Annotated in this window: 13 protein-coding genes; 9 read left to right on the top strand and 4 right to left on the bottom strand. The window is 49.2% G+C overall.

Going from position 1 to position 15,658, the window contains the following annotated elements; genetic code table 11:
• Positions 1 to 36 precede the first annotated feature (36 nt).
• Both JXQ85_RS00185 and JXQ85_RS00180 read right to left on the bottom strand, forming a co-directional pair.
• Entirely contained in the window at positions 37 to 582 is a 546-nt protein-coding gene (locus JXQ85_RS00185; protein WP_421746829.1) for a hypothetical protein, read from the bottom strand.
• Between the two features lie 32 nt (positions 583 to 614).
• Positions 615 to 908 (bottom strand): hypothetical protein, encoded by a 294-nt coding sequence (locus tag JXQ85_RS00180; protein WP_421746828.1) that lies wholly within the window; start codon positions 906 to 908, stop codon positions 615 to 617.
• 290 nt (positions 909 to 1,198) lie between these two features.
• Between JXQ85_RS00180 and JXQ85_RS00175 the strand changes: the two genes are divergently transcribed.
• From JXQ85_RS00175 to JXQ85_RS00160, 4 genes are all read left to right on the top strand, one after another.
• Entirely contained in the window at positions 1,199 to 1,993 is a 795-nt protein-coding gene (locus tag JXQ85_RS00175; protein ID WP_421746827.1) for a sulfotransferase family protein, read from the top strand.
• Positions 1,994 to 2,075: 82 nt separating this feature from the next.
• Positions 2,076 to 3,317, top strand: coding sequence for a polysaccharide biosynthesis/export family protein (locus JXQ85_RS00170; protein ID WP_421746826.1), 1,242 nt, complete (start codon positions 2,076 to 2,078; stop codon positions 3,315 to 3,317).
• 6 nt (positions 3,318 to 3,323) lie between these two features.
• A complete protein-coding gene (locus JXQ85_RS00165) occupies positions 3,324 to 4,451 on the top strand; it encodes a glycosyltransferase (protein WP_421746825.1) in 1,128 nt (375 codons plus the stop codon).
• An 87-nt stretch (positions 4,452 to 4,538) separates the two neighbouring features.
• The gene (locus JXQ85_RS00160) at positions 4,539 to 6,587 is read left to right on the top strand and encodes a hypothetical protein (protein WP_421746824.1); all 2,049 of its coding nucleotides are present in this window, start codon (positions 4,539 to 4,541) and stop codon (positions 6,585 to 6,587) included.
• On the opposite strand, the gene JXQ85_RS00155 is transcribed toward JXQ85_RS00160, so the two are convergent.
• Positions 6,545 to 7,651, bottom strand: a complete 1,107-nt coding sequence (locus tag JXQ85_RS00155) for a glycosyltransferase family 4 protein (protein ID WP_421746823.1) — start codon at positions 7,649 to 7,651, stop codon at positions 6,545 to 6,547. The two genes, JXQ85_RS00160 and JXQ85_RS00155, sit on opposite strands and share 43 nt — an antisense overlap.
• 127 nt (positions 7,652 to 7,778) lie before the next feature.
• Between JXQ85_RS00155 and JXQ85_RS00150 the strand changes: the two genes are divergently transcribed.
• Positions 7,779 to 9,182, top strand: a complete 1,404-nt coding sequence (locus JXQ85_RS00150) for a hypothetical protein (RefSeq protein WP_421746822.1) — start codon at positions 7,779 to 7,781, stop codon at positions 9,180 to 9,182.
• Positions 9,173 to 10,135: an acyltransferase family protein gene (locus JXQ85_RS00145; protein WP_421746821.1), complete on the top strand. Its 963-nt coding sequence runs from the start codon at positions 9,173 to 9,175 to the stop codon at positions 10,133 to 10,135. The genes JXQ85_RS00150 and JXQ85_RS00145 overlap by 10 nt, the downstream gene beginning before the upstream one ends.
• Positions 10,136 to 10,143: 8 nt before the next feature.
• On the opposite strand, the gene JXQ85_RS00140 is transcribed toward JXQ85_RS00145, so the two are convergent.
• Complete coding sequence (locus JXQ85_RS00140) at positions 10,144 to 11,598, bottom strand: oligosaccharide flippase family protein (protein WP_421746820.1); 1,455 nt, start codon at positions 11,596 to 11,598, stop codon at positions 10,144 to 10,146.
• Between the two features lie 202 nt (positions 11,599 to 11,800).
• On the opposite strand from JXQ85_RS00140, the gene JXQ85_RS00135 reads away from it, so the two are divergent.
• The 3 genes from JXQ85_RS00135 to JXQ85_RS00125 all read left to right on the top strand — a co-directional run bounded on the left by JXQ85_RS00135 (position 11,801) and on the right by JXQ85_RS00125 (position 15,633).
• On the top strand, positions 11,801 to 13,891 hold the full coding sequence (locus tag JXQ85_RS00135) for a GumC family protein (protein WP_421746819.1): 2,091 nt from the start codon (positions 11,801 to 11,803) through the stop codon (positions 13,889 to 13,891).
• A 146-nt stretch (positions 13,892 to 14,037) separates the two neighbouring features.
• A complete protein-coding gene (locus tag JXQ85_RS00130) occupies positions 14,038 to 14,724 on the top strand; it encodes a sugar transferase (RefSeq protein WP_421746818.1) in 687 nt (228 codons plus the stop codon).
• A 27-nt stretch (positions 14,725 to 14,751) separates the two neighbouring features.
• Complete coding sequence (locus JXQ85_RS00125; RefSeq protein WP_421746817.1) at positions 14,752 to 15,633, top strand: glycosyltransferase family 2 protein; 882 nt, start codon at positions 14,752 to 14,754, stop codon at positions 15,631 to 15,633.
• Positions 15,634 to 15,658 lie beyond the last annotated feature (25 nt).

The following is a 15,658-nucleotide window of genomic DNA, read 5'->3' as shown; positions in this document are numbered from 1 at the left end:
AGCGATGCCATAGGTAATCAGTTGTAATTTATGAAATTAATTTGAGCGTACGCGAAGTTGCCGGAACACAAGCATCAGCAGCAACATGAGGAAAAATAGACCGGCAAAGTCTCCGATGAAGAAGGCAAAGTAATCAAGAGGGGGGCTGCCAAAGGCAAGATTCGTTAAAATACCCCCAAGAATTGCTGCAATGGCACCAGCCCCCATGACGCAGGGCCAGCAGGGCTCAACCTCTGAATTTGGGCGAATATCTTTCCAAAGACGGGCGATAAGCTCAAAGACGAGAGGCGCTGCTAAAACCGCAATTGCAATACCTGCCATTCGACTGGGTAAAAAGACGTTGCTGCCGGCAAGATAAGCGTAGGTGAGCAAGACGCCAGGCAGTAAGGCGATCGATGAACGCCAGCCTAGTAGCCAAGCGGAAAGTACGCGAACGCCGTGGGGTAAAAACAGCAAGCTCGCGCTGCTGTGAAAATCCGCAAAAAATAGGTTCTGAACGGGCATCAACGCTTCGAACGTTAGAAAGAAAGCGATGATATAAGCTGTTGAGGCAATCACTGTCTCAGCAGCAAGCGACTTCAACCCCAATATGTGCTCCCTAGCGCTTGGTCAATTTAGACCTGTGGTGAGTGCACCATATAAACGCCACGGCGGGATGTCGAGCTTTGTGATAGATAACCTTTGCTTACGAGGGATTTAAGCGCCCGGAAGAAGGTTGGACGAGAGATGCTTGCGACCAAACTGTGGGACAGAAGCCCGGTCGTGCGGACTCCATGATTGTTCGAGGCAAGTTCTGTCGCGGCATAATAAATATCGCGTTCAACAGCGCTAAGGTCCTCAAGACCCATGGCGCGTTCCATGCCGAGAAGCAATTTACGGAGTTCAGCAAGTTTGGAAATATCTGTCATCGTTACTCATACCTCATATTGAGACTTATAGGTGGTTAAGTTTCAAAAATCATCTACTTTTTGAGCGTTTGGTTAAATCCAACAGAGATATTTGAACCTGTTTGCGCTGGCGCGATCTTTACATTTTGTTGGCGTTTTTGGTCAAGTCTCGGTTGCTTATTGTTTTGGTTTGCGCCGTCGGTGACACGATTGAATTGTTCGTCATAAGGACCAGCAATTATTCTGGCGCCAAGACAAGTATTAACCAATTATTTGTAAAGTTTGCGTCCCCTTCAAACTGGAGGGATGAAATGCTGCTATCGACAACAAAGAAAATTGCTGCTCATGCAATGATCTATTCGATACCAAAAGCACGCTACCGAAATATGATTTTCGTGTTGTCCCACATGCGTGCCGCGACAACTGCGTTATCAAACGTGCTGTGTTCATGCCCCGAAATATCCGGGTACGGTGAAACACATGTTTCTTACGTTTCCAAAGCAAGCGTTGGTCAGACTGTTGTGAATTTGATGATACGCTGCGCTTGGGAGCCTAAGGCGCGTTTTATTTTTGATAAAGTTTTACACGGCGATCTGCACATGGCGAGCGGGACCGATTTTTTTGAGGCGCATGCCATCTTTCTCATTCGTTCTCCGACACCAGCGGTGCAGTCAATTGTTCGGCTCGCCCGGCACACGGGAAATGTTTGTTATCAATGCCCTCAAGCAGCAGCCCAATATTACTTGGATCGTTTGCTAGACCTAAAGGCGACATGGTTTCAATTTCACCCTCGACATCGGTTTGGATTATTTACTGAAGATCTGCTTTCTGATCCGGAAACCTATAGTCGAGACATCGGAGCATGGCTCGGGTTGCAGAGCGAATTAGGTACCAGTTACAAAAGTCATCCTGCTTCGCTATTACCCGGAGGGGGTGACCCGATCCTGAGTGGTGAGGTGCAGCGAATTATACCGCATACGTATCCCTTTGATCTTGCGCCCATTCCAGGGGTTTCGCGCGAACTCTCGAAGGCCTGCATGCAACAGTTTTTGGATTGGAAAGCGATCATAGACGAGCCTGAACGCAAGAGCTTCCAGGATGGTTAACCGAAACTCAACTATATGAGCTCAGTCTTGTGAGGTGAATTTTAGACGCCAATTAGACGCCAAAATGCGATTTGGGGATCACATGACGATGACACGTACCCGCAGATTTATGTATCATATAACGAGCCGAATTTGGCTGCGCATATTGTGTTGTCTTGTTGCGTATTTCGGTTGGTTTTCTCCCTTGCAAGCGGAGGGCTATCGGCTCGTTTCTGGTGATGTTCTGGCGATTAGTCATCCGGGAACGGATGCGGCTATCATATCGACCGTTGATTTAAATGGGCATATTCGGCTTGTTGATTTTGGTCCGATTGCGGTACGGGGACTCCAACTTGATCAGGCGGTTGATGCCATTAAAAATGTCATCGAAGCGGCTGATCTGTTTTTAGAACCTCGCGTCGATATCGCCCTAGTGGAACACGCAGCAGTTGTTGCTGGTGGCGATGTTACGAGCCCTGGTCGCTTGGAGTTCCAACCTGGCATGACAGTTGAAACTCTCATTGCGAGCGCAGGGGGATTGCAGCGCCAGGGGCGTTTTGAGTCAGAGATTCTTCATCTGCGAACCGATCTACAAGCCCAATTGGAGCGGCAGCATCTAGAAGTTGAAACGCAAAAAATGCGCATTTCGCGTATTAATGCAGCCCTGGCGGGTGCTGGAACTATAAATTTGACCAACGACAGCGATGGCGCAGAAACTCATAGCATTGTCGAGTTTGAAATGTCGCACTTGCTGGAACAGCGTATCTTAGAGGCGGACAATGATCGCGTGCGCAGGCTTGTTAGCAATTGGGATCGAGAAATTGAAACGATTGAGTTGCAGCAATCGATTTACTCAGACCGATTAAAGGTACGAACGGAAATTGCGGCTGTTGCTAAGACTGAGCTCGATATTGCCAAGGATCTTCAATCGAAGGGATTGCAAACATCTGCGCGAATGGTGACGGTTGAATTGCGTGAGGCCAATGCGCGTTCAGATGTGTTGGAATTGCAGTCTGCTCAAGTTGCGGCGGCGACACTGTTAACTCAAGCTCAACTTGAAAAAGACAGCTTTATTAGTCAGCGACGCAAAAATCTGCTGGCTGAATTGCAGCAATCAGAAAAGAATTTGGATCTCGCTCAAATAGATCTACACAGGATACGCAAGCAGCTGAGATTGCTCAAAGCGCCGATCAGCAATGCTGCGCTTGAGGATGATTTGTTTGAATTAAGTATTCAAATCAGGAGTGGGCGTGGCGCTGTGCAAACACCTAAGCTTGATGCCATGGTTCACCCCGGGGATACCGTGATTGTTCGGGCCCTTCCCATTAGCCTGGCAAATGATTGAGGCTCAATGAAAAGTACAGCGGCCTTGGCAGCTAAAAAAGTTGCATTGATCCACTATTGGCTTGTCGGCATGCGCGGTGGTGAAAAGGTTTTAGAGTCGCTGTGTGAACTGTTTCCAAATGCCGATATATTTACGCACGTCGTTGACCCGACAGCGATTTCTCCTCAGCTTCGGCGACATCGTATTATCGAAACAAGGATTGGCCGCTTGCCGTTTGCGCGTCGGCATTATCAAAAATACCTACCTTTAATGCCACGCGCATTAGAGCAATTGGATCTATCCGGATATGATCTGATTTTGTCCTCTGAGGCGGGCCCTGCGAAAGGTGTCATAGCGCCGCCAGACGTTCCTCACTTGTGTTATTGCCACTCACCCATGAGGTACATTTGGGATCAGTATCACGTTTATTACAAAAACTCAGGTGCCGTGACGCGTGCCTTTATGCCCGGCATCGCTCACAAGATGCGGTTGTGGGATGTGAGTTCGGCAGCACGCGTTGACAAGTTTATTGCAAACTCAAATTTAGTGTCTGCGCGGGTGCGAAAATATTGGCGCCGCAACAGTGAAGTGGTTCCGCCGCCGGTGGCAATTGAGAAATTCGACCCTGTGAAGAGCCACGAGATTGAAGATTACTACTTATGGGTGGGAAATCTAACGGCTTATAAACGCCCTGACTTGGCCATTGAGGCGTTTAAACGGTTGGATCGACCCTTGGTTGTGATTGGCGGTCCAGAGAGGGATGCTAAGAAACTCGCACGGCATTCAGGTCCTAATACGCAATTTTTGGGCCAGGTGCCATTTCACAAGGTAAAGTATTATTTAGAACGATGCCGCGCGCTGATTTTCCCGGGAGAAGAAGATTTTGGCATCGTACCAGTCGAAGCAATGGCGGCTGGGCGGCCAGTCATTGCGTATGGTCGAGGCGGTGTGACTGACAGTGTTGTTCACGGTCAAACCGGATGGTTTTTTGACCACCAGTCAGTTGAAGGATTGGTGGACGCTGTGATGCAATTTGAAAAATCTGATCTGTGTTTTTCCGCTAAACAGGATTGTCTTACGCGCGCTCAAAGGTTTTCCGGGGAAGCTTTTCAAACGAAAATCCTTCAGAGCATCCAGCCATTGATGCGCGGCTAAGCCTGTTGCATCCTCACAGGACGTGAGATTTCCATTTCCTCAATTAATTTCGATCACCTTTTGCTCAGGCAGGACAAGAGGTTAGAGATGCACACAGTTTCAATCAACTTCCACGATGAAAATCAGAATATTGCGATCGATTTTCCAGCAGGAGAATCTTTGAATTTTGAGTTTCAAAACGCTCCTAACTTCGGGGAACGTGTTTTGACCATTGGTGAAAACATGGACGATGTCCCGCTGGTTGAAAGTGTTGGGATTGAGAGTATCCGCGTATCGGACGACATGCTCCGGAACATTCCTGAAGGAATACTTTGCCGATATAATTTATGGCAGCGTGATGGAGGGCGTTTGAACTTAATCGCTGAGGGTCGATTGGTGCGTCGATCATCTCTTGCACCGGCGTCAGAAACGACCCGGCTTGTTGCAGGACCGCGCGGCCCGCTGTTGTTCATTGATGGCGACAGTGTGATGCAGAATATCCCCGGCACACGCGTGTTTTTGGAACAGTTGGTGGGGCATAAATATCGATTTTCTGAAGGATACCTCGGCGCTATTGGAGGAGACTCTGCACGCGCCATTTTTGAATCAGTTCCCGAAATACTGCCCAAGATTAATAGGGGTAACTCTGTCGTTCTAGTCGGGCCAATCGGTGCTAATCAAACTGCACAGGATGATGAATTTGAAGAGATCATCACTTATCTTGACGCGATCTTTGCCAGTTATTTGTCGGCTGGTGCCAAGATTGTCGCTGTACCAACACTATTAGATGGGCAGGGCGTTACAGCACAGGATGACAAAAAGATTGCTTTGGCCAATTGGGTAAATGCATATGGCGATGGCGGAATGGTAGAATATCTGGGTCGCATCTATTCCGTCCCGGCGCATGAACATTTCTTTCCGGTGCCAGTAACGAATTTCGATCGTGATGCGATGAAATCTGATGTGTCTCATCCTAATGCCTCGGGCGCGCGCTATCTTGCAGAGGAAATTTCTGGCGTGCTGTTGAGTCTTGTGGACCAAGATGTGTTTGCAGATGAAAACGCACTTAATTTGCTTGGTGAGAGCGGTGCATTTGGTGGATCACGCGCTGCTTCCGCGACTGGCGTCACAGGAACGATACCGCTGAATTGGAACGTTAATCGAACTGAGGGTACATCAGACTGGTCGTGTGGTTACGATACCGACGGATGCTTTGAGGTGTCTGTGATGGATGCGGCAACGGATAGTACTTTAGCAGTGACACTGCCGGACGTAAGCGTTGATGTTGTGGCGGGAGATATCGTTAATTTTATCGCTGAAATCGAGTTGAGAAGTGGCGCGACTGGCATGCGGACCATCGGCGTGTCTGGGCAAGGGTCCAGCATCATGACCCTTGATCCGGATTGGGCAATTTCGCCTGGCGTTTACAACATTCGGACTCGGGATGAGGCTTATGCGGATTCTCAATCGACGCAAAGCTTTCAAGTCTTAATTAGGGTCACTGCGGGTGCGACCGCCACCATTAAATTGCGTCGCTCAATGGCATTTCATGTTGAAAACCAGCCCGTGGACGATTTGGTGATACCCTCTACTGGCGAATTCGGGTGGAATACCGATTTGAATAGCGGAACGCCGCTTCAATTGAACTACTCACAAGGTGATCGGACTGTAACTGCATCAGCTTCAATAATTGGATTGCGCCACGTACGAGGTGCAACTGCGTACAATGGAAAATCCTATTTTGAGTTTCATGTTGGCGCGGACGTTTTGGGTGTCGGGCTTGGAACAAACGACGTGACAGCATTAAGCGGCGGAGCCTTTGGCACGGGACGTTGTTTTTGGAGTGGAAGCCTATTTTTCCATTCTAGCGGCAATCATGCAATGGGGGCGGCCTTGAATGAAAATGATGTTGTGCAAATGGCAGTTGATGTGGATTTAAAGGCGATTTGGGTTCGGAAGAACAATTCGGGAGATTGGAATAACGATCCACTTGCTGACCCATCAGCGGGCCTAGGCGGATTGCTGATCGATGGCATGATTGGAGATATATATGCCTATGCTGGCGTGCAGCCAGTCGCGGGCGCTTCGGTCACTTTGAATGAAGACAGCACCACTCAAAGTTTTAGTGCCCCGACAGGATTTGGCGCATCCGCGTGAGCCTGCATATTGTTGACGACCGCGGCCAGTTTGGTGGCTGCGGTGGACCAGGTGAATTTAGCGGCCCGTACTCTGCCAAGATCTGAGAATTTTTGATGTAGACTCATCTCTTGCTCAAAGATGTCCATCTTGGCAGCCCATTGGGCTGGTTGATGTGGATCTAATAGCATCGCTGCATCGCCGCAGATTTCAGGGATCGCGCCACCCGTTGAGGCAATGACCGGGCAGCCACAATTCATTGCTTCGAGTGGGGGAAGGCCAAAACCTTCGGTTCTTGAAGGGAACAAGAAGGCGAGGGCGTTCTCGTACAATGCTTTGAGTAACTGATCAGAAACCGGCCCTAAGATGCGCAATGACTTGCTTTCTTTGATGCCAGCGCGCCTTAAATCCTGACGCGAGGCTCCGCCAGCAAGCACGAGCGGAATATGAGTGTTTTGGCGTTGTTCCGCGGCGCGGATCAACATCTTTAAATTCTTATGTGGCGCAAGATTGCCGAGTGCCAAAAAGTAACGCCTTGGTTCTAGAGCAAACGAAGAAAACTGCGGGATATCTGGGCGGGTTCGTAGGATGTGATCTGCGCCATTGTGAATAACCACGGCTTTGCCTTTAGGGATAACTTTGTGATCTTCCAAAGTGCGGCGGGAAAATTCCGAAACCGTTACAACCGAGCGGGACCGTCGAGCCAATATCGGCTGCATTGCCCGATACCAGGCACGAAAAACCGGGCTATAGCTTTCCTTCGCAATACAGACTTGAGCATCATGGATCATGACGATCTGGTTGCGGCGTAAGATGGGGCCGGAATTACACAAAGACAGCAACGTTTGCCGAGGATTTATGAACGGCAATTGAAATTGCTCCCAGAAATGTTCACGCCATTGTGGGGTTTGATGCGCGGATACCTCCACCAAATGCCTTGGGCCATTCGGTGTTAGAATTGAGAGGTCGCGTCCCATTGTATCGCTGTGATTTTGCATCAGTGCTTTGGAAAGTTCTAGGGCAACGCGGTCGACACCGGTCGGTACCCGTCCTGTAAATCGCCCATTTACGACTGCACGTTGCATAGCGCCTCCAAAGGCTTGATCCCTTTGGTTAGATTTTAAGAAAAGTCTTTGGAAAATGTTAACGGTGACCTCTTCATATTGGATTGACCGATTGCATTGATCTGATTTGGAAAGGATGAGCGCAGTTATGGTGGCATCGACGCCAATTGCAGCGGTTTTGGTTCTGGCCATTGTTATGTTGGGGCCAATTCGCGGTTTGTGGGTTTTGTTTTTAACTTTGCCACTCGGTGCGGCAGCGGCTTTGAATGTGCCGAGCGTTGGCAATGTCACATTAACGGATGCCTGTGTCGTTGCGGGATTGATGGCGATGCTTGGACGCATGCCGATAGGGGTTTTACTCAATACGATTAGACCAGGAGAAGCCGGCTTTTTGCTTGTCGTACTTTTAATCATCGCGATCATTAGTGCTGTGTTTTTTCCTCGTGTTTTTGTTGGTGAAACGGATGTTTTCGCGATTGGGCTCAGTCAGGGACGGCCTGCGATCATTGAAACTGGTTTGGCTCCATCCGGGAGTAACTATGGCCAGCTCGCACGTTTGGGTCTTGGAGGAATGGCGTTTGTATTGGTGGCGTCCGCAGCTCAGCTAAAGCCGAGTGAAACCTGGGCATTGCAGGTGATTAAGGTCGCAACATATGTGCATGTATTGGTGGCGTTGGTTGATTGGATCGGCCATCCGCTTGGTTTGGCCTGGGTGCTTGATCCGCTTCGCACGGTAGATCAGGCTATTTTGGTTGATCAGACATTTCCAAGTTTAAGACGTATCATTGGCGGATACACCGAACCTGCGAGTTTCGGTCTGTTTACGATGGGCTTGCTTGGGTTCTGGACGCGTTATGGCTTTGAAAATGGACGTTCAGTGATAGCTTGGGCCTTCACAATCATCTTATTTTGTTTAGCGCTTCGATCGACTTCGTCGGCTACAGTCAGCAACTTGGTTATGCTGACCATCCTTTTTCCTGCGTTTTATGCCACGCCGATCCTTAAAAGCCGGGCACGGTTGTTTGGTTTGCTGTTCATGATTGGAATATTACCGGCGCTCTATTCAATGGTGTCTGTTTCATTGGGTTATTCGCCTATGGGATCGGATCTGATCAACGATTTGATTTGGAATAAGGCGGTATCGACATCGGGCGAAGAGCGGATGAGTTGGAACCGACAAGCGCTGCAGAATATTATTGATACATACGGAGTGGGTGCGGGGATTGGCAGTGTACGTACCTCAAGCTGGCTTATGTCAGTCTTGGCAAGCTTGGGAGTGTTGGGGACTGCAATATACCTATGGTTTTTGGTCGAGATTTTTCGGTCAAAATCGGCTGACACAAAATGTGTTTCATCGGCGTTAAAATGGGGATGCTGGGCGATAGTTTTACAATCATGCCTGACCAAACCTTTTCCGGATTTGGGTGTGCAGTTCTTTCTGATGGCTGGTCTTGCAGTGGGGCTTGGAATTGGTCAGGGCGCCCGGCAGAGAGAATTTAACGGGCGATTAGCTCATGCATTGTCTAATGCCAGAATGGCCCGATGCCAGTGATCCGTGACCCGATCTTTGACCGGCTGCGCGGAATGGGGATTCTGCTGGTTGTCTTAGGTCACGCGATTGTAGGCGTTGCCAGCGCGATTGATGAAACACGCTTGCATCGATTTTTAACTTTGATGATCTACAGCGTTCATATGCCGTTATTTTTTATCCTTTCGGCGCATTTTTCCGAGCGTATTCCCAGTTTGAATCTCAAGGCGTTTTTAAACCGACTTTGGAGGCGGCTGCTTTGGCCCTATGTGCTTTGGAGCGTTGTACTTCTCGCAACGCATTTCTTCATGAGCGGTTACACAAATACCGAAGTGACGCAGTTCCAACCATGGACCATTCTATGGAAGCCTCCAGCGGTGATGTGGTTTCTTTATGTATTGGCGATTTGCCAAATTGTGCTTTGGATTTTGAAGGATCAGCCTCGATGTGTTGGCATGGCGCTGGGCGTTGTTGTGCTTGTCCTGCCTTATTATGTCGATGCCGCTTATCTAAACCTACGGTTTGTTGGGCTGTATATGTTGGCGACAAACTTGCCCATGGTTCTCTCAGATATCTGGTTCAGTAAATCGGTTCGAACTGGTTTGGCTGTGATTTTGTTTGGCTATATCTGCGCGTGCTATTTGCAATCGCAATACGTGCTACAGGGATATCCAGCCGGCTCGATATTTTATCTTCCTATGATGATAGTTGGGCCGGTTTTGTTGGCAACGTTAGGACGGCAGAAAGCGCTGATTTGGTTGTGGAAGGGCTTTGAGCTTCTGGGGCGCAATAGTATGGCCATCTATCTGATGCATATTCTTATTGTCGCTGGTGCACGGATCGTCTTGATGCAACTCGGGATGACGCAGACAACTTGGTTGATCTTGATCGCAGCGCTTTTAGGCGTCTTAGTGCCGCTGATTTGCTCGATTATCGTGCGACAGATTGGGATAAATAAAGTGTTGGGGTGGGCGTAATGCCGGACTCATCGGCTTTGGAATACTCTAGGTGAAACCACCTTGAACTTAACAGCGATTGTTGTTGCCAAAATTGCGAACAAAAACGCTTCGATCAATCCTAGGATTAGAATGCTCTTCGAGTCATGAATGTGGGTTATCAACACCCCGAGCGTTGAGAGAAAGCACACGCCAAAGCCTATGAGTATCAAGGTGGCGGTCGCTAGTTTTTTTAACAGATACTGAGTGTCGATTTTCCGGCGGGATTCAAACATCCAGAAGGCTGCCAATGTTGACAAAAGGCTGACGGCGCATTGGCCGAGGGAAAGCGCAAAAATGCCTTGGGGAGCCAGGAACGCCGAAAGAGCACAGAAAGCGCTGGTCCAGATCAAATGGTGCTGCATGCCCCGCGTGTTTTCGTTTAAAGCTGAAAAAAACGGTTCGACCAAATTGTGTCCAAAGGCCAAAGCCCAACGTAGGCATAGCGCGAAGAAAGCAGGGACCAACACCATATACTCTGGCTGAAAAAATGTTGCGATTAAAACAGGCCCCAGTCCAATGACTGTCAAAGCGACACCCCCAGAAAAGAAATATCCAGCGCTTGCAAAGGTCAAAAGCTCAAATCGGAAATCTTGGTTCTTGCGTGCTGCGGCCCCAAACCATTTTAGGGCAAAACTACGCAGTGGCTGCGCTACGATATCTATTGCTGCCGATGCCAAGCGATTGGCGATCCGGAATAGGCCAGACTCTGATGTTGAAAACACATAGGCTAGAATCAAATCCGTCCCAAAGTTGGAGAAAAATCCGAGCAGACGAGTCCCGTAAAGACCGATCGAAAAAGACGTGGCTTCTTTGAAAATGCTGGTGGAAAAAGTAAAGCGAGGCATGATCTTATTGGTCTTGCAGAATAGCACCAGTCCGATGGCGACGCGCGCTGCGCGATAAGCCAGCAACGCATAGATCGAAGGCCATATCAGCAACAGCGTGAGTCCGCAGATCAAGGCGCTGAGATTACTCTTGGCGAGGCAGCAGAAGTATGCGCGCAGTTGTTCGCTACGGTTAAGGCAGGCCGAAGCCCAGGCGATCACGGCCGCAAAGGGTTGAAGGATTGCGAAACCAAATAGCAAAGGTGTGAGTTCGGGTGCGCGAAAGGCCTGAGCGGCGGGATGGGCGATCAGGCCTAGGACCATTCCAGCTACAAGGCCGACTCCCGATATAGCCCAGAACATCGTCGTGTGGACCTGTTCATCGGCATGTCGCGACTGCACCGTGAAATGAAAAAAACCTGAATAGATCAGAACCGTCGCAAATTCGGCGAACACCACGGCTAGCATAAATGCCCCGTAATCTGACAATGCAATCAAGCTTGCAGCGCAAAGTGTCATCACAAGTGATGTGACTTGCTGCGACGTTAGCCCGATAAAAGCCAAAGCCGCAGTACCTGCGGCGCGTCTGTCTTTCGATTGGGCAACGGAGGCTTCCACGTTAAGAAACTCGGCTTGTAAACAGATTGTTAAAACTCTCTGAGTTATTTCATTAATTGGTAAACAAACTCTTCATCCAATCCTTCGCGGCTACTGAACGCATGGGCGGTGAAGCGCAGATTGGAATTTGGCATTGATTGGTTTCACGAGTGTCAGAGCGCGAGGTCAAATACGTGCAACGCAGGAGCGGGAAGCAGACACTATGGCTGCACCACGCCGCGTTCTAATTGAACCGGATGTTGCCGACGCGCTTGAGGTGTTCCGCGCAATTTGGCGTCGGAGATGGCATGTTCTGGCGTGTGGTTTTTTCATTGGACTTGCGTTTTTCTCGATCGCCGCTCGGCAGGCCAAAGTTTATACGGCTGATGCGACAATGTTGCTTGATCCTCGTGGTCAGCAAATTGTTTCAGAGCAGATCCAAGTGGTGGATGATCTGCAACTGACAACTGCGACGCTGGCAAGCGCAGTTGCAGTTTTACGATCTGAAAGCCTGTTAGGAGAAGTCATTGCAGAAAATGGTATGGAGGCCTTTGCAAACATCCAGCCTAAGCCGCGTAATTACGGAGTGTTGGGGCGCACGTTGGATACGATCAAATCGATTATTGGGCGCCGCTCGTTGGATCCAAATCTAGAAGTTGTTTCGGAAAAAGAACGACGTTTGGCCCATGTATCCTTTAGCCTCCTGCAGGGGATCGACGCTCAAAGAATTGGCAATTCTTATGTAATTAAACTGCAGGTATCTTCTGTCGATCCTGTAGTGTCGGCGTTGGTGGCAAACGGGTTGGTACAAGCCTTCATGGCGCAACAACTTACTGAGCGAAAGCTGGTCGCGAAAGCCGCTGAAGATTGGCTGGCAGCGCAGGTTGAACGGCAACGTTCAGATTTGTTGCAAGCGGAAATCGCCATTCAACAGTTTATGGAAAATTGGATCGAAGAAGACGGGATGACTGGGTCGGTCCTTGAGCAGCAAATTGCAGAGCTTAACAGGCAACGCGCGATCAGCCGCGCAGACATTGCCGCGCAGGCTGCACGTTTAAGCCAGATCGAAAGTCATCGGACGCGTGCGGGGGATGAGGCCGTGGCCGAGACACAGCCTACGGAAGTGTTTCGGAATTTACGTATCAAAGCACAAACACTGTCAGATGAAAGCGAGAAACTCGCTGCTGTCTTCGGTGCCAATCATCCAAAACGGTTGGCTCTTCAAACAGACCTTAGATTGGTCCATGACGAGATAACCTTGGAAGTCGATACGCTCTTACAGTCGCACCGCAACGAGCTCGAAATGTTAAATCTGCGTGAAGAGAGCCTGGCAAACGACGTTTCGGAACTTGAAGCAGGGCGGGTGACCGCATCTCGGGCCATGTTAGAATTGCGCCAGCTTGAGGCGGATTCTCAAATTATCCGACACTCTTATGAGACCCTGTCGGCACGTTTGGAAAATGTGCGTGCTCAGGCTGAAATTCAGCGCTCGGAAGCAAGGGTCATGACCTATGCCCAAATACCGACCGGACCAAGCGCGCCACGCCCAAAATTGATGGGCCTCTTTGGGGCAACAATTGGCACCAGTGTTGGGTTTTTGGTTGTGTTGGTTTTGGAGGCATTTGGGCCGGGGTTTAGCAACGCAAAAGAGTTAGAAAAAGCGACGGGTTTGCGCGTGCTGACAAGTTTACCTGAATTGAGAAATAAAAACTTAAAGTCCCGAAATGGGGCAATGCAAGCGACGGATCATCTTTGGTTTGATCGATTGTTTCGATTGAGGGCCACCCTCGATAGAACATCTTCTGGGCACTGTCAGAAGCTTCTCATATCAGCCGCGGCGCCAGGTGACGGGCAAGCCAAATTGGTTCTTGAACTGGCGCGCTTAGCTCAATCGGCTGGACACCGAACTTTGGTGGTTTCACTTGGGGATAGGCGCAGCCAGATTCAAGCGATTCATTCTAAGCAAGCTGCAAGCAATAACTTTGCGGGAAGCCAAAGGGGGCACCTGAATTTAACCACATTGGATTTGAAAGAACTTCACCTTTCACCCGACGAAATTAAAGCTCGCATTGAGACATTCGAAGAACACTATGACTATGTGATCTTTGATGCTCCCTCGGTTCAAGCGCGTGTGGACGCAGTTGTTTTGGCACCGCACGTCGCGCAGTTTCTAATGGTCGTGCAATGTCGAAAAACGCTCCGGCAATCAGTTTATTCCGCATTGGATGCCTTAGGGGACGTAGGTGTTTTGCCTACAGGCCTCGTGCTCACAGAAGTCCCCAGTGGAACGGATCCTACTTTCTCAACCCAGTAAATGCGTTTCCTTTAAGGGTTATTTAACTTCCAAGCGGTCAAATGAATTCAAGAGACGACCAAGTTAATTTCTCTTTGTTTTCAATTTGCTATCTGTCTGATCGGTTTTTAGGCAGCGTATCTTTTCGATGTTTGGGGAAGGAGTGAATGATGGCCAACACTTTCTATTCAACGAGCGAAAATCTCTGCGCTGCGCGCAAGGCTAATGAAAAATTTTCGGTCATGAATTATGAGCGGACAGCCAAAAGAGCATTGGATCTTGTTCTGTCATTCCTTTTGATCCCTGCGATCCTGCCAGTCATCCTGGTTCTATACGGCTTGGTGAAATTGAGCGGGGGCGCTGGATTTTATGCACATAAACGCGTTGGGCGGGGTGGGCGAATTTTTAAATGTTTGAAGATTCGGACCATGCAACATGGCGCGCAAGCCCGTTTACAGGATTTGTTGCGCAATGATCCTAACCTGCGTGCGGAATGGCGGATGCGTCAGAAGTTAAAATGTGACCCGCGCGTCACTCGTTTCGGGCGGTTTTTACGTCAAACCAATTTGGATGAATTACCGCAAATTTGGAATGTAATCAAAGGCGACATGAGCCTAGTCGGGCCGCGGCCAGTCACGATGCAAGAGCTTCATAAATATGGCGATGCGCATGTAGCTTATGAGGCGGTGCGGCCTGGCATCACCGGGCTTTGGCAAGTCTCAGGGCGCAATGAATTGAGTTATCAGAAGAGGGTGGAATTAGATGAGCACTATGTGCGGTATCTGTCATTTGCAGGAGATTTGCGCATTCTCTTTAAGACAATTTTGAAGGTTTTACGCCCTGATGGGATGTGAGGTCTATCAACAGCTAGGAAGATGCCATTGAAAATCGCAATCGCCATATGTTCGGTTGGCCGCCCCCAAGTGTTGGCTGAAACTTTGGTTCGTTTGACCGATCTAAATGATAGACCATCACAGGTATTGGTTGTTGTGACACAGCGTGATGATTTGCCGGAGGAAGCCGAGGTTTTCAATGCCTTGAACGTCAAAGTCGCTTATTCGATGAAAGGATTAACACGCCAACGCAACAAGGCGATTGAAGTATTGAAAGATGATCATGATGTGATTTTCTTTATGGATGATGATTATTGGCCGGTTCAAAGTCTTTTAGCGGGAATTCAGTCAACATTTGACCGTTATCCAAACGTGAACGGGGCGACGGGGCACGTTATTTGCGACGGGATAGGGTTGGGCGGATTAGACGCCGCAAGTGCGCACAATGCGCTGTTGGCGTTTAGTGATCAAAACGTAGAGTTCCAAGATGAAACAGTCGAAAGTTTGTATGGTTGCAACATGGCATTTCGCGTGAAGGCTATTGGTGACTGTTTCTTTGATGAAAATCTACCACTCTATGGTTGGCAAGAAGACGTTGATTTTTCAATGCGGCTACAGGGTCTAAAGATACAAACCAATCGGTTCTCAGGTGTGCATTTGGGGACAACAAATGGGCGCGAGGTGGTGGGGGTTCGGCTCGGCTACAGCCAAATCGCCAATGTTGTTTATTTATGGCGCAAAGGTTCATTGCCCACAAAACATGCGTTTAGACAGATGGGTCGGAATGTCGCTGCAAATTTTGCGAGACTGGCATTTTCAGAGCCATGGATTGATCGCCCTGCACGCGCTTTAGGGAATTTGACCGCTTTTTGGGATATTTTGAGGGGCCGAATGCACCCGTCGCGGGTGCAGAAAATCTCACTCAAATGACACGAATTTGCCGACATTGGTGCGC

Source organism: Cognatishimia sp. (assembly GCF_049116455.1).
Lineage (GTDB): Bacteria > Pseudomonadota > Alphaproteobacteria > Rhodobacterales > Rhodobacteraceae > Cognatishimia.
The sequence above is the reverse complement of the archived record's forward strand: the minus strand, read 5'-3'. Positions and strand labels throughout refer to the sequence as shown.

Bases quoted from the DNA above. Each gene is read 5' to 3' on its own strand.
- JXQ85_RS00175 (WP_421746827.1), top strand. From the start codon at position 1,199: ATGCTGCTATCGACAACAAAGAAAATTGCTGCTCATGCAATGATCTAT.
- JXQ85_RS00155 (WP_421746823.1), bottom strand. From the start codon at position 7,651: ATGCAACGTGCAGTCGTAAATGGGCGATTTACAGGACGGGTACCGACC.
- JXQ85_RS00170 (WP_421746826.1), top strand. From the start codon at position 2,076: ATGACGATGACACGTACCCGCAGATTTATGTATCATATAACGAGCCGA.
- JXQ85_RS00165 (WP_421746825.1), top strand. From the start codon at position 3,324: ATGAAAAGTACAGCGGCCTTGGCAGCTAAAAAAGTTGCATTGATCCAC.
- JXQ85_RS00130 (WP_421746818.1), top strand. From the start codon at position 14,038: ATGATGGCCAACACTTTCTATTCAACGAGCGAAAATCTCTGCGCTGCG.
- JXQ85_RS00135 (WP_421746819.1), top strand. From the start codon at position 11,801: ATGGCTGCACCACGCCGCGTTCTAATTGAACCGGATGTTGCCGACGCG.
- JXQ85_RS00180 (WP_421746828.1), bottom strand. From the start codon at position 908: ATGACAGATATTTCCAAACTTGCTGAACTCCGTAAATTGCTTCTCGGC.
- JXQ85_RS00145 (WP_421746821.1), top strand. From the start codon at position 9,173: ATGCCAGTGATCCGTGACCCGATCTTTGACCGGCTGCGCGGAATGGGG.
- JXQ85_RS00150 (WP_421746822.1), top strand. From the start codon at position 7,779: ATGGTGGCATCGACGCCAATTGCAGCGGTTTTGGTTCTGGCCATTGTT.
- JXQ85_RS00160 (WP_421746824.1), top strand. From the start codon at position 4,539: ATGCACACAGTTTCAATCAACTTCCACGATGAAAATCAGAATATTGCG.